Source organism: Mesorhizobium sp. B2-4-3, assembly GCF_006442815.1.
In the GTDB taxonomy this organism is placed as follows: Bacteria; Pseudomonadota; Alphaproteobacteria; order Rhizobiales; family Rhizobiaceae; genus Mesorhizobium.
Map to the genome: position 1 here is coordinate 206,089 of NZ_VFVL01000002.1, position 21,125 is coordinate 227,213.

The 21,125-nt window shown below is 64.9% G+C and carries 22 protein-coding genes; 11 read left to right on the top strand and 11 right to left on the bottom strand.

Features of this window, described 5'->3' with window-relative positions; genetic code table 11:
• Positions 1-375: 375 nt before the first annotated feature.
• Positions 376-2,235, top strand: a complete 1,860-nt coding sequence (locus FJ956_RS03260; RefSeq protein WP_140673741.1) for a DUF882 domain-containing protein — start codon at positions 376-378, stop codon at positions 2,233-2,235.
• Positions 2,236-2,316: 81 nt separating this feature from the next.
• Here FJ956_RS03260 and FJ956_RS03265 read toward each other — a convergent pair whose 3' ends face one another.
• On the bottom strand, positions 2,317-3,210 hold the full coding sequence (locus tag FJ956_RS03265; protein WP_140673743.1) for an AraC family transcriptional regulator: 894 nt from the start codon (positions 3,208-3,210) through the stop codon (positions 2,317-2,319).
• A 141-nt stretch (positions 3,211-3,351) separates the two neighbouring features.
• Between FJ956_RS03265 and FJ956_RS03270 the strand changes: the two genes are divergently transcribed.
• On the top strand, positions 3,352-4,098 hold the full coding sequence (locus FJ956_RS03270) for an SDR family oxidoreductase (RefSeq protein WP_140673745.1): 747 nt from the start codon (positions 3,352-3,354) through the stop codon (positions 4,096-4,098).
• Positions 4,099-4,106: 8 nt separating this feature from the next.
• Here FJ956_RS03270 and FJ956_RS03275 read toward each other — a convergent pair whose 3' ends face one another.
• Positions 4,107-4,745 carry a 2-dehydro-3-deoxy-phosphogluconate aldolase gene (locus FJ956_RS03275; protein ID WP_140673747.1) on the bottom strand — a complete coding sequence of 213 codons (639 nt, stop codon included), beginning with the start codon at positions 4,743-4,745 and terminating at the stop codon, positions 4,107-4,109.
• Between the two features lie 257 nt (positions 4,746-5,002).
• Between FJ956_RS03275 and FJ956_RS03280 the strand changes: the two genes are divergently transcribed.
• The 3 genes from FJ956_RS03280 (at position 5,003) to FJ956_RS03290 (ending at position 7,773) form a co-directional block, all read left to right on the top strand.
• Complete coding sequence (locus FJ956_RS03280; protein WP_181170104.1) at positions 5,003-5,932, top strand: rhodanese-related sulfurtransferase; 930 nt, start codon at positions 5,003-5,005, stop codon at positions 5,930-5,932.
• 123 nt (positions 5,933-6,055) lie between these two features.
• Positions 6,056-6,787, top strand: coding sequence for a tellurite resistance TerB family protein (locus FJ956_RS03285; protein WP_140673749.1), 732 nt, complete (start codon positions 6,056-6,058; stop codon positions 6,785-6,787).
• Positions 6,788-7,011: 224 nt separating this feature from the next.
• The gene (locus FJ956_RS03290; protein WP_140673751.1) at positions 7,012-7,773 is read left to right on the top strand and encodes an SDR family oxidoreductase; all 762 of its coding nucleotides are present in this window, start codon (positions 7,012-7,014) and stop codon (positions 7,771-7,773) included.
• Between the two features lie 69 nt (positions 7,774-7,842).
• On the opposite strand, the gene FJ956_RS03295 is transcribed toward FJ956_RS03290, so the two are convergent.
• Complete coding sequence (locus tag FJ956_RS03295) at positions 7,843-9,027, bottom strand: pyridoxal phosphate-dependent aminotransferase (RefSeq protein WP_140673753.1); 1,185 nt, start codon at positions 9,025-9,027, stop codon at positions 7,843-7,845.
• An 82-nt stretch (positions 9,028-9,109) separates the two neighbouring features.
• Here FJ956_RS03295 and FJ956_RS03300 point away from each other — a divergent pair, with 82 nt between their 5' ends.
• The 4 genes from FJ956_RS03300 (at position 9,110) to denD (ending at position 12,097) form a co-directional block, all read left to right on the top strand.
• Positions 9,110-9,796, top strand: a complete 687-nt coding sequence (locus FJ956_RS03300; protein ID WP_140673755.1) for a GNAT family protein — start codon at positions 9,110-9,112, stop codon at positions 9,794-9,796.
• A 64-nt stretch (positions 9,797-9,860) separates the two neighbouring features.
• Complete coding sequence (locus tag FJ956_RS03305) at positions 9,861-10,862, top strand: cation diffusion facilitator family transporter (protein ID WP_181170099.1); 1,002 nt, start codon at positions 9,861-9,863, stop codon at positions 10,860-10,862.
• 51 nt (positions 10,863-10,913) lie between these two features.
• A complete protein-coding gene (locus tag FJ956_RS03310; RefSeq protein WP_140673759.1) occupies positions 10,914-11,120 on the top strand; it encodes a hypothetical protein in 207 nt (68 codons plus the stop codon).
• Positions 11,121-11,122: 2 nt separating this feature from the next.
• Positions 11,123-12,097 carry a D-erythronate dehydrogenase gene (denD, locus tag FJ956_RS03315; protein ID WP_140673852.1) on the top strand — a complete coding sequence of 325 codons (975 nt, stop codon included), beginning with the start codon at positions 11,123-11,125 and terminating at the stop codon, positions 12,095-12,097.
• A 149-nt stretch (positions 12,098-12,246) separates the two neighbouring features.
• Here the strand turns inward: denD and FJ956_RS03320 are convergent, their stop codons facing one another.
• The 4 genes from FJ956_RS03320 to FJ956_RS03335 all read right to left on the bottom strand — a co-directional run bounded on the left by FJ956_RS03320 (position 12,247) and on the right by FJ956_RS03335 (position 16,429).
• Positions 12,247-13,368 (bottom strand): nickel/cobalt transporter, encoded by a 1,122-nt coding sequence (locus tag FJ956_RS03320; RefSeq protein ID WP_246671992.1) that lies wholly within the window; start codon positions 13,366-13,368, stop codon positions 12,247-12,249.
• 169 nt (positions 13,369-13,537) lie between these two features.
• Complete coding sequence (locus tag FJ956_RS03325) at positions 13,538-14,206, bottom strand: DUF1007 family protein (protein WP_140673763.1); 669 nt, start codon at positions 14,204-14,206, stop codon at positions 13,538-13,540.
• Between the two features lie 124 nt (positions 14,207-14,330).
• Positions 14,331-15,230, bottom strand: a complete 900-nt coding sequence (locus FJ956_RS03330) for a LysR family transcriptional regulator (protein WP_140673765.1) — start codon at positions 15,228-15,230, stop codon at positions 14,331-14,333.
• Positions 15,231-15,232: 2 nt separating this feature from the next.
• Positions 15,233-16,429 (bottom strand): amidase, encoded by a 1,197-nt coding sequence (locus tag FJ956_RS03335; protein ID WP_140673767.1) that lies wholly within the window; start codon positions 16,427-16,429, stop codon positions 15,233-15,235.
• 539 nt (positions 16,430-16,968) lie between these two features.
• Here FJ956_RS03335 and odc2 point away from each other — a divergent pair.
• The gene (gene odc2 / locus FJ956_RS03340; RefSeq protein ID WP_140673769.1) at positions 16,969-18,102 is read left to right on the top strand and encodes an ornithine/lysine decarboxylase; all 1,134 of its coding nucleotides are present in this window, start codon (positions 16,969-16,971) and stop codon (positions 18,100-18,102) included.
• A 342-nt stretch (positions 18,103-18,444) separates the two neighbouring features.
• Complete coding sequence (locus FJ956_RS03345; protein ID WP_246671993.1) at positions 18,445-18,969, top strand: N-acetyltransferase; 525 nt, start codon at positions 18,445-18,447, stop codon at positions 18,967-18,969.
• Between the two features lie 66 nt (positions 18,970-19,035).
• On the opposite strand, the gene FJ956_RS03350 is transcribed toward FJ956_RS03345, so the two are convergent.
• From FJ956_RS03350 to FJ956_RS03365, 4 genes are all read right to left on the bottom strand, one after another.
• Entirely contained in the window at positions 19,036-19,320 is a 285-nt protein-coding gene (locus FJ956_RS03350) for an SCP2 sterol-binding domain-containing protein (RefSeq protein ID WP_140673771.1), read from the bottom strand.
• 198 nt (positions 19,321-19,518) lie between these two features.
• The gene (locus tag FJ956_RS03355) at positions 19,519-20,049 is read right to left on the bottom strand and encodes a hypothetical protein (protein WP_140673773.1); all 531 of its coding nucleotides are present in this window, start codon (positions 20,047-20,049) and stop codon (positions 19,519-19,521) included.
• Between the two features lie 55 nt (positions 20,050-20,104).
• A complete protein-coding gene (locus FJ956_RS03360; protein ID WP_140673775.1) occupies positions 20,105-20,524 on the bottom strand; it encodes a hypothetical protein in 420 nt (139 codons plus the stop codon).
• 8 nt (positions 20,525-20,532) lie between these two features.
• Positions 20,533-21,102: a rod-binding protein gene (locus FJ956_RS03365; RefSeq protein ID WP_246671985.1), complete on the bottom strand. Its 570-nt coding sequence runs from the start codon at positions 21,100-21,102 to the stop codon at positions 20,533-20,535.
• Between the last annotated feature and the right edge of the window lie 23 nt (positions 21,103-21,125).

The following is a 21,125-nucleotide window of genomic DNA, read 5'->3' on the forward strand; positions in this document are numbered from 1 at the left end:
GCAAGCCTCGAACCAGCTTGCTTGCCTAGAATCCGAGTCAAATTGTCGCTTTTGACGTGAAAACACAGGGTTTTCAGCGGTCGGCGTTGCCGAGGATCACGCATTAACGCTAACGGTAACAGATCGTGTTCTGGCCGAGGCCGGATTCTTGATCTAAACCAGCGGTTTACCACGAAATGCTGTGCATAATTTTTGACGGGATATCGCCACGGTGTTACCGCATTTCGGCTTCAATAAACGATGATTAACCATTAGGATCGATATTCGGATGTGAAAACCACGCATCCGTTTGGTCAAATCCGGGGACAAACGGCAGCCTGAAAGCCATTTGATTTGAACAAAATCGAACGACGCAAAAACGGGCGGCATTTTCACATGAGCGTCTGGCCGAGGTGGCTGACGTTCGTGATTTTGGCCGTCGGGTTCCTGTCTGTGGTGACGTCGGGCGCCAGGGCCGAAGTGCGTACGCTCAAGCTCTATCACCTGCACACGCATGAGAAGGCCGAGATCGTCTACAAGCGCAATGGCCGCTACGATCCGGAAGGCCTGCGCAAGATCAACATCATTCTGCGCGACTGGCGCCGCAACGAGCCGACCAAGATGGATCCGCGGCTGCTCGATCTCGTCTGGGAAGCCTATCGCGAAAGCGGCGCCACCGACTATATCCAGGTCGTCTGCGGCTATCGTTCGCCGTCAACCAACGCGCTGCTGCGCTCGCGCAGCCGCGGCGTCGCCGAGAAGAGCCAGCACATGCTGGGCAAGGCGATGGACTTCTACATTCCCGGCGTGCCGCTGAAGAAACTGCGCAACATCGGTCTCAAGATGCAGGGCGGCGGCGTCGGCTATTACCCGACTTCCGGCTCGCCCTTCGTGCATATGGATGTCGGCAACGTGCGCCATTGGCCGGGCATCAGCCGCCAGGAACTGGTCAGCCTGTTCCCCAACGGCAAGACGCTGCATGTGCCGAGCGACGGACGCCCGCTGCCCGGCTATGAGCAAGCAGTGGCAGCGTATCAGGCGCGCAGGGGCGCCGGCACCCCGAATATCGAACTGGCCAGCGCCGGCGGCTCGACCAAGCGCTCCGGCGGCCTTTTTGCCTGGTTCGGCGGCGGCGCCGACGAGGCCGATGACGACGCCGACGAAAGTGCCCCGGCGCCTCAGCGGACAGCCGCGAAGCAGGTTCAGGTCGCCAACGCCGCCACGGCACGCGGCAGCAATCTTCCGGGCATCGCGATTGTCGCGCCGAAGGATGCCAAGCGCGCCAACATCCCGCAGATCGCGGATGACAGCGCCGACGAGCAGCAGCAGCCGCAGCAGGATACGCCGGAGACGATCATCGCCGCCCTGCCGCCCAAGGAAATCCCGCTGCCCGACTTCGCGCCGCGTCCGAAGGCCGATGTTGGCCAGCAGACGCCGCAGAACGTGCCGTTCGCCACGGCGGATGCCTCGGCGACGACGGAGCAGGCGGTTGCGACGGCCCAGGCGCCCGTGCCGGACAAGGTTCCGTTCGGCACGGCCAGCGCCGCGGAGGCCACGAGCACCGATCCGGCGCAGGTGGCGGTCAACAACGTCCCACTGCCGACCTGGCGTCCTGACCGCTCGACGCCGGCGGAACTCGCGCCGAAGGACAAGAACGTGCTTCTGGCGCTGGCCGAAACCGCTTCGCAGGACAAGAGCGCGACCGACGCGTTCTCGGTGCTGCCGACCGCCCGGCCGCAGCCCGGCAAGCAGGATGAGGTGAAAGCCGTTCTCGAACAGGCCAATGCCACCGTCGAGGCCGATGGCGTCGGCGGCGCCGAATACCAGCTTGCGTCGCTGACCGAACCGGAACCGCGCTCCGCGTTCAACGATCCGTCGGGCGTCGATGCGGCCTCGCCGCGCCAGGCCATCGCCGCGCTTCCGGCCGGGACCGATCCCGCGAAGGCGATCGGCGCCGGCGTGAAGACGACGGCCAAGGAAGGCAGGGCGTCCGCCCACGATCTGAAGCCCGGACCCAAGGCCATGGTGGTGGCGACGCCGCCGCAAGCCGCGCGCTGGGCGTTGGGCAGCGGCGTCAACATCGCCTCGGTTGCCGACCCGACGACGGCGCCGCGCTATGCCTACAACATCGTGCACACGCCGCCGAGCGAAGTGTATACGGCTGGCTTCGAGGCGGATGGCCAGGTGCCGGACGCAAGCCGGTTCACCGGCAACGCGGTGAAGTTCCTCTCGGTCGCGCGCTTCCAAACGAAATAGCGACCCCGCCAGACCCACGCGGCCATCGATTGCATTCCAGGCCCTATCCCGGTCGGCGCATGCCGGCCGGATTGTTCATGTTCAGTCGACTTCCAGCGCAGCCGCTTCACCCCTGGCCAGGAGCCGCGCGGCGTCGCGCGCGGGCGGCAATCCGAACTGGCGCGCATATTCGCGGCTGAACTGCGAGGCGCTTTCGTAGCCGACGGTGAAGGCGACATGCGCGGCGCTGCCCGGTCGCGCGATCAGCAGATGGCGCGCCTCCAGAAGGCGGAGCTGCTTTTGATACTGGATCGGGCTCATCGCCGTCGCCGCCTTGAAGTGGCGATGAAAGGCGGCGTTGCTCATATGCGACAGCTCGGCCAGTTGCGTCACATCGATCGGCTCGTTGTAATGCGCCCGTATCCACGCCGTGGCGCGGCGGATTTGCGAAAGGCGGCCATCTGCGCGGGCGAGCTGGCGCAGCTTCTCGCCCTGCGGGCCTTGCAAGAGCCTGAACGCGATCTCCCGTTCGAGCATGGGCGCGAGAACAGGAATCTCGGCCGGCCTGTCGAGCAGCCGCAGCATTCGGCGCCATGCGTCGAGCAATTCATCATCGGCCGTATTGGTAACGAAGTTGTCGCTGTTGACCACCGGCCTATGGTCGATGAGCAGGCCGGCGATCAGCTCGATATCGATGGCGAAGGCGAGAGCCATGTAGGGATGGGCGCTGCTGGCCTCGATCAGCTGGCTGGTGGCGGGCGCCTCCACCGCATAGACGAAATAGCTGCCGGCGCTGTAGGCAAGCGTGCGGTCGCCGACAAGCACAGTCTTGGTCCCCTGCAGGACCAGCAGCGCGGTCGGCTGGCAGAGTTCGGGCAGCGGTGACGTCGGAACCTCGCTGCGGCCGATCGTAACGCGCGGGATGGCTGTTTTGGTCCGCCGCCCATGCGCATGCCGGCTGGCGAGAACGATCAATTCCTGAAGCGCTTCGTTCATCGCTTCAGCATGTGCGATCCATGCAAGCCGCGCAACCAAATGACGCGCACCTAAGAGGATTAGGCAAGAGGACGCGAGTATCCGGCGCGCGAAGCAGGTCGGTTGACGCCATGTCTAGGTCGCCAAAAAGGAGACGTGGATATGACGACGAAGAACGCGCTGATTACCGGCGCCAACAAAGGCATCGGCCTCGAGACCGCCAAGCGGCTGGCCGCCATGGGATTCAAGGTGTGGCTAGGCGCTCGCGACGCCGAGCGCGGCGAGACTGCGGCGCAAGCGCTGCGCGGCGAAGGGTTCGACGTCGAGTGGCTTGCGCTCGACGTCATCAGCGACGACAGCGTGGCGGCCGCGGTCAAGACAGTCGCGGCGCAGGCGCCCGGCCTGGACGTGCTGGTCAACAATGCCGGCATTGCGCCTGGCTATGTCGACGCGCTTGGCCCGGACGGCCGCTATGAACGGCCGCCGAGCCGCGAGAGTGTCGCGGACATGAAGGCCACCTATGACGTCAACGTGTTCGGTCCGGTGCGGGTCACCCAGGCGTTCCTGCCGCTGCTCACGGCGTCGCCCGCTGCCCGCATCGTCATGGTAAGCAGCTATATCGGTTCGATCGCGCGCGCGGCGGGCGATACCCGGTCGCCCAATCTCATGAGCTATGGCAGCTCGAAGACGGCGCTCAATGCCGTCACGGTGGCCTTTGCCAGGGAACTTTCGCCGCGCGGCATGACCGTCAACGCCGCTGCTCCCGGCTACACCGCGACCGACCTGAACGGGGGTAGAGGGCACCGCACGGTCCAGCAGGCGGCAGAGATCATCGTGCGGCTGGCGACGCTGGAGCCGGGCGGACCGACGGGCGGCTATTTCGACGAGAACGGCGCGCTGCCCTGGTGAGGCGCTGATTACTTCATGAGCTTGCTCGCCTCACGCGCCAGCGCTTCGATCTCGTCCCACTTGCCGGCCTTGATGAGATCGTCGGGCGCCACCCAGGAGCCGCCGACGCAGATGACGTTGGGCAGGCTCAGATAGTCGGCGGCGTTCCTGGCCGTTATGCCGCCGGTCGGGCAGAATTTCACGTCCGCCAGCGGCGAAGCGAAAGCCTTCAGCGAAGCGATGCCGCCGGACTGCTCGGCCGGGAAGAATTTCAGGAAGCGCAGGCCGGCTTCGCGCGCGGCCATGATCTCGCCGGGCGTGATGGCGCCGGGCAGCAGCGGCACGGGGCTGTCCTTGGCCGCGTCGAGAAGCTGGCTGGTGATGCCGGGACTGACGATGAATTTCGAGCCGGCGCGGGCTGCTTCATCGAACTGCTTGGCATCGAGGATGGTGCCGGCGCCGACGATCGCCTCTTCGACCTCGGCAGCGACGCGGCGGATCGCTTCCAGCGCGTCGGCGGTGCGCAGCGTGATCTCGATCGCCGGCATGCCACCGCGCGAAAGCGCGCGGGCGAGCGGCACCGCGTCCGCGACATTGGCGATCTTGAGCACCGGGATGACCGGTTGACCGTTGAGAAGCGACAGGAGCTTTTCGGCCTTGCTGGTCATGTGCTGGTCTCCATTTCTATCATTTTAAACCGATTAGCAGAAGGGTCCGCTCAAGTCCACGAAGGCCGGCGTGTCGCGATGCCGCGCAGCGGATCGCCGCCGGCCTTTGAGTCTCCTCCGCCTTGAAACCGCTTTCACCACGGTCTAGAGCGCATCGCCGTTTCATGAAACGGCAAACCGCTCTATCTTTTTGTTTCACGCAATTCCGGACGGAAAACCGCTTCGCACTTTTCCTGGAATTGCTCTATGGCATGACCATGACAACAGCCATGGAAATTCAGCCAGTCCGCGTCGCGGCGCTCTACAAATTCGCGCGGCTCGACGGATACGAGACCCTACGCGCGCCGTTCGCGGCCTTCTGTTGCGGACGCGGCATCAAGGGCACGCTGCTCCTGGCGCATGAAGGCATCAACGGTACCGTTGCCGGCAGCGAAGACGCGATTGCTGCGCTGATTGACCATCTGCAAGCCATCGAAGGCCTTGCCGGCTTGGAAGTCAAATACAGCGCCGCCGCCGAAATGCCGTTCCACCGCATGAAGGTGCGGTTGAAGCGCGAGATCGTCACCATGGGCGTCGAGGACATCGATCCGGCGGCGGGCGCAGGCGCCTATGTCGCGCCGGCCGACTGGAACGCGCTGATTTCCGATGCGGATACCTTGGTGATCGACACGCGCAACGCCTATGAAGTTTCGCTTGGCACCTTCAAGGGCGCGGTCGACCCCAGGACCACCAGCTTCCGCGAGTTCCCGGCCTGGGTGGAAGAGCACCGTGAGGAGCTCGAAGGCCGCAAGATGGCGATGTTCTGCACCGGCGGCATTCGCTGCGAGAAGGCGACGGCCTATGTGAAGTCGCTCGGCCTCAAAAACGTCTTCCATCTCAAGGGCGGCATCCTGAAATACCTCGAAGAGGTGCCGGCCGAAGAGAGCCTGTGGCAAGGCGAGTGTTTCGTGTTCGACGAGCGGGTGTCCGTCTCGCATGGTCTGGTCGAGGGAGAGGCTGAGCTCTGCCGCGCCTGCCGGCATCCGCTGACGGTCGAGGACCGGCTGTCGCCGAAATACGCAATCGGCGTCTCATGTCCGAATTGCTTTGAAGCGCGCTCCGACGAGGATCGCGAGCGCTATGCCGAACGCCACCGCCAGGTCGAGCTGGCGCAAGCGCGCGGCGGCAAGCGCCATATCGGCAATTAGAGCGGCCAGCTCCGCGAGCGAAAAACTGCCGCCGTCATTGTAATGTCAAAGCGCGGGGCCTACCTCTTGCCGGTCCGAAACCCTGCCCGGGCGCGTTCGGCCGGGCCCATTCTGGAGGCATTGATGCTCGACCCCAAGAAGCTGCTCGACGACCTTCTCGGCTCGCAAATCCCTGGGACCGGCTCGACTGTCCGCGACAAGGCGGGGCAGGCAGTGCAGATGGCGAAGGACAATCCTCTGGCCGCCGGCGCGCTGGCGGCCGTGCTGCTCGGCACCGGCACCGGCCGGCAGGTGACGGGCGCGGCCGTCAAGCTCGGCGGCCTGGCTGCGATCGGAGGCCTCGCCTATAAGGCTTATCAGAACTACAAGGCCGGCAAGGAGCCGGCGCAGGCGCCGGCTGGCAGCGAGCCAGAACTGCTGCCGCCGCCCGCCGATACCGCCTTCGATCCCTCGCAGGCGCCACAAGGCGAAGCCGAGTTCACGCTGACGCTGGTCAGGGCGATGATCTCGGCGGCGAAGGCCGACGGCCATGTCGACGATGACGAGCGCAAGAAGATCGCCGACAAGCTCAAGCTCGCCGGCATCGGCGCCGAAGCGGAAAAATTCCTGCTCGCCGAGCTCGAAAGCCCGCTCGATCTCGATACGCTGGTCGCCGCCGCCAAGACCGATGCGCAGAAGCTCGAGCTCTATACCGCCTCGCGGCTGACCATCGATCCCGACACGCGCACCGAGCGCGGTTACCTCGACCTGCTCGCCGGCCGGCTCGGCCTGCCGGACGCGCTGGTCGATCATGTCGAGGCGACGGTTTCGGCGGCAAAGGTGCCCGCCGGAAGCGCGCCCAGCTCGCCCTGGTGAGCACCAGCGTTAGCGGGTGTGGTTGCCGTTAACTTCTCGTTAACCCAGCAAGCGCATCATTCTAACCAGTCGGACCGGCTTTTCCTCCTCCCAAGCGCGGTTCAGATCGGGGCGGTCGCCAATGGCCGCCCTTTTTGTTGGCCCTTTTTATCGCCAATAGCTGCTTGCCATCATCCCTGCCATTTGCGATGCAAATCTTTCCATCCATGACCGGGAGGACGGCGATGACAGCCATAGCAGACAAGACCGCCATCGTTACCGGCGCCGGCACCGGCATCGGCAAGAGCGTCGCGACGGCGCTGCTCAAGGCAGGCTGGAACACGGTGTTCTGCGGCCGCCGCAAGAAGCTGCTGGAAGAGGCGATCGCCGGGGCGGGCAAGACGCAAGCCAAGGCATTGGCCGTCGCCTGCGACATCAGCAAGGCCGACGAAGTCGACGACATGTTCGAGACCGTGCTCGAGGGCTTCGGCCGCGTCGACCTGCTCTTCAACAATGCCGGCATGGGCTACAAGTCGACACTGATCGACGAAATCCCTGTCGAGGTCTGGAACGACGTCGTCGGCGTCAACCTCACAGGCTCGTTCCTATGCGCCCGCGCAGCCTTCGGCGCCATGCGGAGGCAGAAGCCGATGGGGGGCCGTATCATCAACAACGGCTCGGTGTCGGCCTATGCGCCGCGCCCCGGCTCCGCGCCCTATACGGCGACCAAGCATGCGATCACTGGGCTCACCAAGACGCTGGCGCTCGACGGCCGGCCTTTCGACATCGCCTGCGGCCAGATCGACATCGGCAATGCGCTGACCGAGATGGCGCAGCCGATGACGGTGGGCGTGCCGCAGGCCAACGGCTCGATCGCCGCCGAAGCGGTGATGGATGTCGAGCGCGTGGCCGATGCGGTGCTGCACATGGCGAGCCTGCCGCTCGACGCCAACGTGCTGTTCATGACGGTGATGGCGACGAAGATGCCGTTTGTCGGGCGCGGGTGAACGGCTGGAGACGGAGCATGATGTCGCCCGAAAACCGCTTCACACTTTTCGGCATCATGCTCTAAGGCGTCACTTTTTCAGAAACGCCTCGATCCGTTCCAGCGCGCGCAGGATGTTCTCCTCGGAATTGGCATAGGAAAGCCGGATATAGCCTTCGCCGAGAACGCCGAAATCGGGGCCGCCGATCAACGCCACGCCGGCATCCTCCAACAGCGCCGAAGCGAGCTTCTTGGCCTTCCAGCCGGTTTCCGAGACGTTGGGGAAGGCATAGAAGGCGCCCTTCGGCGTGATGCAGGAAATGCCGGGGAGCGCGTTCAGCCCCTCGACCACGATCTTCCTTCGGTTGTCGAAAGCGCGCATCATCTTCTCGACATCGTCCTGCGGGCCGTCGATCGCCGCGATGCCGGCGAACTGGCTCGGCGCGTTGACGCAGGACCAGCAGTTGACCGCCAGCTTGCGCACCTTGTCGTAGAGATGCGCGCCCTTGTCGCCGTTCGGCCAGATCGACCAGCCCATGCGCCAGCCGGTCATCGCCCAGGTCTTCGACCAGCCGTTGAGCACGATCAGCCGGTCGCGGATCTCGGGGAAATTGAGCAGCGAGCAGTGGGTCTCACCATCGTAGGTCATCACATCGTAGATCTCGTCGGACATGATGGCGACCTGAGGGTGCTTCTCCAGGCCCTTGACCAGCTTCTCGATCTCGGCCCGCGGAGTGACGCCACCGGTCGGATTGGCGGGCGAGTTGAGGATCAGCAGCCTGGTCTTCGGCGTGATCAGCGCCAGCGTCTCTTCCGCCGAGAAGGCAAAGCCGTTTTCCTCGCGGATCGGCACCGGCACCGGCGTAGCGCCCGTGAACTCGATCATCGAGCGGTAGATCGGAAAGCCGGGATCGGGGTAGAGGATCTCGGCGCCCGCCTCGCCGAACATCAGGATCGCGGCGAACATCGTCGGCTTGCCGCCCGGCAGGATCATCACATTCTCGGGCGACACCTCGACGCCGGTGGTGGTCAGCGTGCGGCGCACGACCGCCTCGCGGGTGGCTAGAAGGCCGTTGGCCGGCGTGTAGCCATGGTGGCCGTCGCGCAGCGCCTTGATCGCCGCCTCGACGATGTGCTGCGGCGTCTTGAAGTCGGGCTGGCCGATGCCGAGGTTGACGATGTCGCGCCCCTGATGGGCAAGCGCGGTGGCCCTCGCCAGCACCGCGAAGGCATTTTCCTCGCCGAGACGGTCGAAGGCCGCGATCGTGTGGAGCATTTTTCCCGTCCCTGTGGTTCTTTCTGTGAGCGAGCGTTTTTGTGACCGTCCGCAGGTAAAAGTCAACGGATTGGAGTGGCCGGTGTCGGAAGATCTGAAGAAATGGCAGCCGCGTCCGCGGCCGGAACGCAAGGTGTTCGAAGGCCACTATGCGCGCCTTGAGCCGTTCAGCGCGGCAAAGCATGGCGATGGCCTCTATGAAACCTCGTCCGTCGCCGATATCGATGGGCGCTTCGCGTGGCTGCCGGACCATCCGCCGAAAAGCCGCGCCGCCTTCCAGCCATGGCTGGACAAGGCCGAGGCGCTTGAGGATCCGCTGTTCTTCACCGTCATCGACAAGGCAAGCGGCAAGGTCGCCGGACGACAGACGCTGATGCGCATCGATGCCAACAACGGCGTCATCGAGATCGGCAACATCTATTGGGGACCGTTGATCTCGCGCAAGCCGGCGGCGACCGAAGCGCAGTTCCTGTTCATGAAATACGTCTTCGACGAGCTCGGCTATCGCCGTTACGAGTGGAAGTGCAACAACCGCAACGAGCCGTCGAAGCGCGCGGCCGAGCGGTTCGGCTTCAAGTTCGAGGGCATCTTCCGCCAGCATTTCGTGGTCAAGGGTGAAAACCGCGATACGGCGTGGTATTCGGTCATCGACAAGGAGTGGCCGGCACTCCGAAAAGCCTATGAGGCCTGGCTCGATCCGGCAAATTTCGATGCCCAGGGAAGCCAGAAACGGCGGCTTGAAGATTTCCGCGCCGAGTTCGGCGCGTAGATCATGATCCTGAGAGCCGGAAAACCGGTTTTCAGGACCATGGTCGGCAGACAGGAGTTTGGCGATGGCGCATGACCATGCTTCGCACGACCACGGCCCGGCCGGTCATAGCCACAGCCATGGCGCCGGGCATGTGCATGGCTCGACCGACAAGAAGCGGGTGCTGATCGCTACCTGTTTGACCGCTGGCTTCATGGTCGCCGAGGCGCTGGGCGGCTGGCTTACCGGGTCGCTGGCGCTGGTCGCCGATGCCGGGCACATGCTGGCTGACGCCATCGCGCTCGGCCTTGCCTGGTACGCCTTTCATCTCGCCGGGCGTCCTGCCACCGGCCGTCTCACCTATGGCTTCGCCCGGGTGAAGACGCTGGTCGCCTACACCAACGGCATCGCCATCTTCGTCATCGCGCTTTGGATCGTCTACGAGGCCTGGGGCCGGCTGATGCACCCGACGCCAGTGCTGGGCGGGCCGATGCTGGTGGTGGCGGTGGCAGGTCTCCTGGTCAACATCGCCTCCTTCTTCGTACTGCATGGCGGTGATCGCGAGAGCCTCAACATGCGTGGCGCCATCCTGCATGTGCTGGGCGATCTGCTGGGCTCGGCCGCGGCCATCGCCGCCGCCATCATCATCCTGGCGACGGGCTGGATGCCGATCGATCCGATCCTGTCGGTGCTGGTGTCGCTGCTCATCCTGTCGACGGCATGGTCGCTGATGCGTGAGGCCGCCAATGTCCTGCTCGAGGGCGTGCCGGCCAGCCTCGACCGCGACCTGATCGCCAGGGATATCGAAGGCGCCGTCAAGGGCGTGCGCGAGGTGCATCATATGCATGTCTGGTCGCTCGACGGCACCTCCAACATGGCGACGCTGCATGCTTGCCTGAACGACGGCGTCGATGCGCATGTGGCGGTGAGCGCCATCAAGAAACGGCTTGCGGCCGAGCATGGTATCGAGCATGCCACTGTCGAACCCGAATTCGGCAAATGCGCGGACAGCCATGACGAGCACGACCACCATCATGATCATGACCATGCGCATGATGCGCCGCGCGATCGCCGGCACTATCACTGACCGCGGCCTGATGACAAAACCGAGCAGCCTCGACATGAAGAACGCCCGCTGATGGATCGTGACACCCGCAACGCCGCGGCCGCCGCGGCGGTGATACTGGTTGTGTTCGGCCTCGCCGCCTATTTCCTGCCGGCCATCATGCTGGCCGTGGGCAAGGTATCGACGGTGCTGGCGGCCGTTGTCGCCGTGGTCTTCATGGTTGGACTGTTCGTCGTCCTGTGGCTACGCGGCCGCAGCCAGCGCAAGAAAGGTCTCTGATGATGAGAATATTGATCACGGGTGCCGCGGGCATGGTGGGCAGCAAGCTTATCGCGCGGCTGGCCAGGGACGGCGCCTTGCGCGGGCGCAAGATCACGGCGCTCGACCTGCACGACATCGCGGCGCCGCAGGCGCCGGTGCTCGCGGGCGTGGACGTCTCGGTCCACACCGGCGATCTGTCCGCGCCCGGCGCTATGGCCGCTCTCGTGGCTACCCGCCCGGATGTGATCTTCCATTTGGCCGGCATCGTGTCGGGCGAGGCGGAGGCCAATTTCGACCTCGGCTACCGCGTCAATCTCGACGGCACGCGCGCGCTGTTCGACGCCGTGCGGCTGGCGGCGTTCATGCCGCGCCTCGTCTTCACCTCGTCGATCGCCGTGTTCGGCGCGCCGTTCCCGGATGTCATCCCGGATGAATTCCATCCGACGCCGCTCACTTCATACGGCACGCAGAAGCAGATGAGCGAAGCGCTGCTTGCCGACTATACGCGGCGCGGCTTCTTCGACGGCATCGGCATCCGGCTGCCGACGATCTGCGTCCGCCCCGGCAAGCCGAACAAGGCGGCGTCGAGTTTCTTCTCCGGCATCATCCGTGAGCCGCTCGCCGGCCAGGAGGCGATCCTGCCGGTGCCGCGCTCGGTGCTGCACACCCATGCCAGCCCGCGCTCGGCGGTCAATTTCCTCATCCATGCTGCCGAAATCGACGGCAACAAGGTCGGACCGCGCCGCAATCTTACAATGCCGGGCGTCGCCGTCACCGTCGGCGAGCAGATCGAGGCGCTTGAGCGCATCGCCGGCGCCGAGGTCGCGAAGCGGATCCGCGAGCAGCCCGACGAGACCGTCTGGGCGATCGTCAAAGGCTGGCCGACACGGTTCGAGGCCAGGCGGGCGAGGGAACTCGGCTTTGCCGCCGAAAGCAGTTTCGACGAAATCATCCGCGCCCATATCGAGGACGAACTGGGCGGAAAGGTGCATTGATATTCAGGTGAGGCCGGCCTGCAAATGGCGGCCTCCTGCGCTTCCGGTGCACACGTACTTCAAGTACGCTCCGCTCCGGTTCTCGGAAGCCACCATTTTCGGCTCGGCCCGACCTGAATCTCAACGCACCTTGGCGAGCCGGCCTTAAATCAGACGCCGCCCGACAGGCTGGCCGACAGAAGCAGCAGGCCGACGATGAAAATGAAGGCGGCGCCGCCGATTTCGACGATCGAGTGGATGCGGTTGCCGATGCGGCCGTCGCCGGCGAAATAGACCGCCCAGTTCTTGGCCGTCACGGCGATCGTCGCCAGCGCCGAGACGGTGATCGCGGTGCCGATCGACATCGCCAGCACCGACAGCAGTCCGCCGACCCAAAGCCCGTTGAGCAGCGCGAAGCTCAGCACGATCAGCGCGCCGGAGCAGGGACGGATGCCGACGGCGGCCACAGCCGACCAGGCGGTCTTCCAGTCGAAGCGGTCGCCAGACAGCATCGCCGGATCCGGGGCATGCGAATGGCCGCAGGTCTCGCAGGCCTCGCCCGGGCCATGGTCGTGCGCCGCCTGGTGGTGTTCATGCGCGCCGCGATCATGGGCGTGCGCATGCGAATGGTCATGATGATCATGATCGTCATGCACGTGCAGGGCATGGGAATGCGCGGCGTGCGCATGTGCGTGGGAATGGCCTGCATGGGAATGGGCGTGCCCCGCATGGGAATGCCCGCCATGCGAATGGCCGGCATGGGCGGCCGCCAGGCTGTAGGCAGGCGCTCTGCCGAACAGGCGCAGCACCGACGGACCGAGCTTGCGCCACAGCAGCCAGGCGCCGAACAGCGTCACCAGCACATAGCTCGAGATTTCCAGGAACCAGGCGGCGTCGGTCATCGAGATCGCGGTGCCGCGCAGCACGAAATAGGCAAGCATCATGACGACCACCGCCGTCAGGCCCTGCAGCAGCGCCGAGACGAAGGAAAGCATGATGCCGCGTCTCAACGCCACTTCGTTGGCGACCATGTAGGAGGAGATCACCGCCTTGCCGTGGCCGGGACCGGCGGCGTGGAAGATGCCATAGGCGAAGGACAGGCCGATCAGCAGCCAGAGCTTGCTGCCGTCCTGGCGCATCGCCTTCATGGCGGCGGCGAGCGAATGGTAGAATTCCTGTTGCCGGAGATTGATCCACATCAGGATATGGGCGAACGGCCCCGTGGCGGTCGGTGCCATGCCGTCATTGGTGCCGATGCCGAGCGAGCTTTGCGCATGCGCTACGGCAGGCATATGGGCGATCACCAGGGTGGCGGCCAAAAGGCCGAGCGCTAAGCGGATATTCGTGGGATGCCCCACGAATATCCGCCTGGATTCCCTTGTTGGTCGCAGGTTCCGATCGCAAAACCGTGGGACACTTTTGCGGAACCTGCTTGCGCGCAGCGACGGTTTCATCACCAAATCATCCTTCCGGCGAGCAGTTCAGTTCGAGCTTGGTGGCGAAGATCTTGCTCATGTCGGTGCCCGTCGGATCGTTGAAGAACGCGTCCGTCAGGGTCTTCTGGTTTTCCTTGATCGCCTCGTCCGGATCGGGACGGACGACTTTCTTGGTACAGGTCGAGGGCAGGCCTTCGACGGTGAGGTTGGCGTCGTCGGTGAAGTCGATCGCCGTGTAGAAGGTCGGATCGTAGACGCCGATGTCGATCTTGCCGGCGAGCTTGATCGGTGTCTTGGGCTGCGACTCGAACAGGATGATCAGCTGGTCATTGTCGAAGTTCGCCATCAGATGCGGCGGCGGGACCATCGGCACATCCTTGCCGTCCTGGGTGACGAGCTGGAAGTAGTTGAACTCGGCCAGCGAGGAATGGACGGTGTCGGCCACTTCCTTAAGTTCTTTGTCGTCAAGCTTCAGATCGGAGTTCTTGTCGAACTCCATCATCACTGTACTCGAAAACAGGTCGTCGAAGCGCCAAAGGTGGCGCAGCGCCGTCACACTTTGGTGATCCTGGCTGAGGATCACGTCGAGCCGGGCTTCGGCGAAGACATGCGGGTGCACTTCGGCCTGCTCGACCGAGGCCAATGTGGCCGCGAGGGCCGAAGCCAGCATGGTTGCTTGCCGTTTCAGATGCATTCCGGGCCGCGATTCCATCAATTTCGGGAGCGAGCCCGAGAGTTAACAGAAAGCGGGCGAAATTGGGACGCGTGCCTCAGCTTTTGATTTGATGCGCGCCGCTGCAAACGTCCGCGCGGCAGCATCAGGCGGTGTCGCGCGTTCTGAACCAGTGCACCAGGAAGTCGACGAAGACCCGCACCTTGGCCGGCAGATAGCGGCGATGCGGGTAGACGGCGAAGATGCCGGTGCCCGCCAGGATGCGGTCGTCGAGCGCGGTGACCAGCTTGCCGGACGCGACGTCGGGGGCAGCGATGAAATCCGGCAGCATGGCGAAGCCCAGACCCGAGAGCGCGGCGGCTCTTGCCACGATCGGGCTGTTGACCTCGATCGGGCCTGAAACGGCGACGCTCATGGAGTCTTCGCCCTCGCCCTTGAAGCGCCAGTTGGCCAGCGAGCGGCCGTTGGTGTCGACGATGCAGGGCATGTTGGCGAGATCCTGCGGACGCGCCGGCGCGCCATGCTTGGCGATCAGTTCCGGCGACGCGCAAAGCCTGACCGAAAACGGCGCCAGCCGCCTGGCGATGAGCGAGGAATTCTCCAGCCGCGAGATGCGCACGGCAAGGTCGAAACCTTCCTCGACAAGGTCGACGAAGCGGTCGTCGAGATGGATGTCGAGCACGATGTCGGGGTGCTGCCTGGCGAAGTCGACCAGCGACTGACCGATCGGCGCGTCGGCGAAGGTGCGGGCGGCCGACAGCTTGATCCTGCCGCGAACGTCGCCGGAAGATTGGCGCACCGCCTCGGCCAGGTTGTCGACCTCGCGCACGATCTCGGAAGCGCGCTGATAATAGGTGTGGCCGGATTCGGTCAGCGAGAACTGGCGCGTGGTGCGGTTGAGCAGCAGCGCGCCCAGCTCGTCCTCCAGCTCGCGCACATATTTAGACAAGAGCGCCTTGGAGCGGCCGATCTTGCGCGCCGCGGCCGAAAAACCTTCCGCCTCGACCACGTCGATGAAGGCGCGCATGCGCGTCAATGTATCCATGGTCAGACCTTTCGTGCCGCGTCGAGAATCTTGCGGCCGAGCCGTATCAGGGCAACGTCGCTGCCGGAAGGCCCGAGCAGCGACAGGCCGAAGGGTGCGCCGTCTATCGCGCCGATCGGCAAGGTGATCTGCGGAAAGCCCGAAAGACCGGAAAGGCACAAAAGATGCAGCGCCCTTTCGCGATAGGCCTGGAACTGTTCCGGCGTGCCCGCGGCGAATGGCGCCGCGCCGGGAACGGTGGGCAGGACGAGGAAGCCGTTGTTGCCGAGCAGCGCCCCGAGCTCGGCCCGGAACGCCAGCCGGCGCGCGGCTTCGGCCGCGGCGGCCCTGGCGTCGATGGTGCGGCCGAAGCCGAAACGCTCCTCGACGCCGGGGCTGAGGCGGCCGCCGGCCGCGATCCAGGGACCATGCTCGCGCCAGGCCTCGAACGCCTGCAAGCGGCGAAAGCACCAGTAAAGCTCGTCGGGGAACGAGGCAAAGGCGTATTCTGTCTCCACGGGCTGGCCGATGACGCCGGCGGCCAGCGCCTTCATGCGCGCATATTCGGCGGCTTCCGCCGGACCCATGACGAAGGCATCCAGCCAGCGGATCGACAGCGGGCGGTTGAGCTGATGCTGGTGCGGATCGCGGCCGAGCAAAAGCTTGCCGACCGTCTCATAGGTTTCGATGTCGTCGGCGAACCAGCCGAAGGTGTCGAAGCTCGACGCCAGCTTCATCGCGCCGTCGAGCGGGATGCGGCCATGGGTGGTGCGCAGCCCGATCAGGCCGCAGAAGCTCGCCGGCGCGCGGATAGAGCCGCCGGTGTCGGAGCCGGTGGCGATGTTCGCCAGGCCGCCGGCAACCGCGGCCGCCGAGCCGGAGGAAGAGCCACCGGTGACGCGATCGGGCGCGGCGGGATTGATCGGGTAAGGGAAATGCGCGTTCTGGCCGAACAGCGAGAAGGCCAGCTCGTCGGTCTGGGTCTTACCGACGAATCGCGCGCCGGCATCGAGGATCGTCTGCACCGCTTCCGCCGTGCGCGAGGCCGCATGCGCCTCCGCGAACCTCTGCGGGTTGCCGCAGCCGGTGCGGTAGCCGGCGACGTCATAGATGTCCTTGACGGCCAGGCGCAGGCCGGCGAGCGGACCCAATTCCGCATTCGCCACAGGCATTTGGCGTAGATCGAGGAAGGCGTTAAGCGGTCCTTGAGTTCCTGGCATCGTTCGATTTCCGGATACAGTGCGACAACATTGTTCGATGCCAGAAATTTTACAACCTGCGCTTACGATTTTTATTGATTGTGAAACCCTTCGCTCCTATATCGCGCTTGCCCAAAGTCGCACGTGCCTGTGGGTGTCCGCCGATCCTCGAATGGTGAGGGCAATCGGTAAGGTAACTGGAGCCAACCCCTCCAGTCGGTCAGTGGCCAACCACAAGACCGAGGACACCTTGAAGCAACGACGGTGCGGGCCTTTCTGGTTCTCTTCCGGTCGTCCAAAGACCGGGGTTACTAAAGAGGCACACCTTCATTGCCGGCAGTGCGGACGGGTCTCCCATCCAAGCCAAGGCAGACAAAGCGAACCGAGGCCGGGCAAGGCCAAGGTTCACCGCCGCGAGACGGCGTTTCATGGTTCCGGGGTCTCCACCGGCTGGTCCCATGGATTTGACGTCCCGCCTTTGTCCACCGCGTGTTCGCGAGGCCGACAGCCCGCGTCCCGCAGCCTTATTGCGCGCCGAAAGGCGTTATGGAGAGACCCCGATGGCCACCCAGCGCATCCTTGATTTCCTCGCCACCCGACGTCCGAACGGCCCCTGCCTCGTCGTCGACCTCGATGTCGTGCGCGACAATTTCCGCGCCTTCGAGAAGGCGTTGCCCGATTCCAGGATCTACTATGCGGTGAAAGCAAACCCGGCGCCGGAAATCCTGCGCCTGCTTGCTGCGATGGGCTCGTCCTTCGACACCGCATCGGTTGCCGAGGTCGAGATGGCGATGGATGCCGGCGCGCCGGCGGACCGCATTTCCTTCGGCAACACCATCAAGAAGGAGCGTGACATCGCACGCGCCTACCAGCTCGGCATCCGCCTCTACGCCGTGGACTGCGTCGAGGAGGTCGAGAAGATCGCCCGCGTCGCCCCCGGCTCGCGCGTGTTCTGCCGCGTGCTGACCGACGGTGAAGGCGCCGAGTGGCCGCTGTCGCGCAAGTTCGGCTGCGTGCCGGCGATGGCCGTCGACGTGCTGCGCCATGCCAAGGGCCTCGGCCTCGACGCCTATGGCGTGTCGTTCCATGTCGGCTCGCAGCAGACCGACCTGACGGCCTGGGATCGCGCGCTGGGCGACGCCAAGAAGGTGTTCGCGACGCTCGCCGAGGAAGGCATCGTGCTCAAGATGGTCAACATGGGCGGCGGTTTCCCGACCCGTTACCTGAAGGACGTGCCGGTGGCCCAGGCCTATGGCCAGGCGATCTTCTCGGCGCTGCGCAAGCATTTCGGCAACGCGCTGCCCGAAACGATCATCGAGCCGGGCCGGGGCATGGTCGGCAATGCCGGCGTCATCAAGTCGGAGGTCGTGCTGATCTCGAAGAAGGCCGACAACGACAATGTGCGCTGGGTGTTCCTCGACATCGGCAAGTTCGGCGGTCTCGCCGAGACGATGGACGAGGCGATCCGCTATCCGCTGGTCACGCGCCATGACGGTTCGGAGACCGCGCCTTGCGTGCTCGCCGGCCCGACCTGCGATTCGGCCGACGTTATGTACGAGAAGACGCCTTATCCGCTGCCCTTGTCGCTGACCATCGGCGACGAGGTGCTGATCGAAGGCACCGGAGCCTACACGACCACCTATTCGGCGGTCGCCTTCAACGGCTTCGAGCCTCTCCGATCCTACGTGATCTGAGCAGTTCGCAAGAAACCGCTCAGATCAACCGGCGCGGACGCCTGTCGCCCGCCCGGGCTCGCTTGTGGGACAGATCTCCGCTCGTGAAGGATCGCGGACATGGAATACCTGACCAAATCGGCCTTCGCGCCCACTGAAATTGCCCCCTCGTCCGGACCGTTGGCTGAGCTTTTCTCCGCGGGGGAGAATGGCTCGACGGCAGTGCTTCTTGGCGCATTTTCTTACGGCGAACCGGTTTCCACTTCGCCTGAAAATGCGTTTGCGCCCTCCCTGGCCCTCCGGGCACAGGCTGGCTCGCGCGGCGCGCCGGACGAGGGGGCCACCCAGGCGCCTGCCTTCGTCATCGTCGGCGAAGGCGCGGGCGACGTGGCGGCGCGCGAAGCGCTGCTCGACCGCGCCATGGGGCCGAAGCGCAAGAAGAAGTCATCCGAGAAGCTGCGGCGCGGCCGCCGGCCCTCGGAAGGCCTGGCCTTTGTCGCCCGCGATGCGTCGGGCGGGGTCGTCGGCACGGTGCGGCTGTGGGATGTGAGGCTGGGCGAGGGCGGTCCGGCAGCGCTGCTGCTCGGCCCGCTCGCGGTCGAACCGGGATTGAAGAGCGGCGGCATCGGCTCGGCGCTGATGCGGTATGCGACCGCCGAAGCCGCGCGGCTTGGCCATGGCGCGATCCTGCTCGTCGGCGACGCGCCCTATTACGAGCGGTTCGGCTTCTCGGCCGACCGCACCGGAGCGCTCGCCATGCCCGGCCCCTATGAGCGGCACCGGCTTCTGGCGCTGGAGCTGAAAGACGGCGCGCTGGACGGCGCCACAGGCACGATCAAGGCCGCCGGCCGCAAGATCAAGGGACAGGCGCTGGACTTCGTCGCCTGAAGCCTTTCGGCTCGACAAAAAACGGCAACGCCGCCCATCGGGCGGCGTTGCCGTTTTTGCGAAGGGTCAGCCGAGCAACTGGCTGAGCGCCATGGCGACGGTCATGTCGCCCTCGACCTTCAGCTTGCCGGACATGAAGGCCATGGTCGGATTGAGGTCGCCGGCAATCAGCGAATCCAGATCGTCGAGCGACAGCTTGATCGTGCAGTCGGTCGGCGCGTCGGCGGTCGAGACGGTCGCGCCGTCGATGACGATGACGCCGTCGCTGCCGGTGTCGAACTTGACCGAATGCTCGAAGCCGGCGCTTGCCACGCGCGACTTGATCTTGTCGGCAATCTCCTGAACGCCCATGGCGGTTCTCCTCGTTGGTTGCGTTGACGCGCACCGGCGCTTGGCCGCTGGGCGAGGTAGACGCGCCACGCCTGCGCGCGGTCGCCTGTCACCGGCGCATATAGCTTCGAGTTGACGTTAACGTCAACGCGGTCACCGTGCGTCATATCGCTTAGGGGAGCTGGGCCATGTCTATAGCCGCCGGACGCGGCGGTGCAATCAATGCTCCGGCGCCGCCTGGAAAGGCTTGGTCATCGCCGCCGCGGTTTCGCCGGCATTCTTGCGGCGGCGAAGCGCGTTGTCGCGGATATCGTCCTTGGACAGGAAGTTGACCTGATCGATCAGCACCTCGTGCACCAGCTCGACGCCGACGCGGGTGTTGATGGTGTCGCGGATCGACTTGCGGAAAGCGTCGAGATCGATCGATTCCTTCTTGGTGAAATCGATCTGCGGGTTGGAATAGAGATAGGAATAGACCTGGTCGGTCATCAGCGCCTGCGCCGGGATCGACAGCTTCTTTATCTGGTCCGGCTCCACCGTGTAGACGAGCTTGGTGAGGAAATAGCCGTCGATCGTGCCGTCGCGCAGCAGCGGCACCGAGATCATGTCGGTCTTGACATAGTCGAGGCCGCCCAGCATCGGCTTCGGCGGCCCGGCCGCGCCGCGCTGGCCCGCCGCCTGGAAGGAATAGAAGACCGCGCCGAGCGTCACGGCGCAGATCCACAGCGCGGCGGCGATGAACTTTATCATGTTCGATTTGCTTCGAGCATGATCTTGTCCGAAAACCGGTCTCCACTTTTCGGGATCATGCTCGGGCCATTCCGAACTCGCCGACCGAATAGGTGCCGTCGGCATCGGCGCGCTGGATGGCGTTCCTCAGAAGCGTGGCGACCTCGTTGACCGCGTTGAGATGGGCGAGGATCGCCGCCTCGTTCCTGGCCAGCTTCTGGCGCAGCCGCAGCAGGCCTTCGCGATGCTGCTCGAGGAATTCGATCTCGTTGGCGCCCTTCATGGCGCGGTTCAGCTCGTAGAGATACCGGCTCTTGCGCGCGTTCGAGGCTTTGAGGTCATAGGCTGTTCCGCTGCGGATGCCGGCGGTCTCCTCGTCCACGACTTCCTCGATGCGGCCGATGATGGCGGCGAGGTTGCCGGGTCGCGCGGCGGCGGGCGCCTCCATTGCGTTGGTGCGTGCGGGAAGGTTGGAAAGGTCCGTTTGGTCGGCCATGTAGGTCCCTAGATCTTGATGTCCGTTTTTGTGGTTGTGTCGTCGCCGGTCATCGACCGTGCGGCTTTGCGCTCAAGCTCCTCGATCATCGAGGTCGAAAGCCGGGTCTGCTGGTCGATCTCGGTTTTCTGCGCTCCGCCGGCGACGGGGCCGACCGGCACCTTGTGCTTGCCGTCGAGATAGTGGTCGGCGAGCATCGATTTGGCGATGCCGATGCCGCCATGCGCGGCCATGACATCGGCCACCTTTTCGGCGAGCTGCGACTTCCACATGTCGCCGGCCAGGCCCTTGCCGTAAACGCCCTCAGTGTCCTTGGGCATCATGTTCTGGATGAAGGTCGTCAGCACCATCGCCTCGAAGCGCTGGAACTTCTTCGCCGGATTGGCGGCTTCCGCCTTGTCGGCCGCGGCGCGCGAGAGGATGGAGCCGGCATCGACCGTCGCGGAGGGATCGAGCGCGAACGGCGCCGAGGCGCCATTCGCCCTTCTCGCGAGCGCCGCGCGCGCGGCCTCGACATCGGCCGGCTCCGCTGCGCGGGCAACGTCCATGACGATGTCGCTGGGTGGGGAAATGGCCAAGAAAGTCCGCCCTTTGCCGGTTT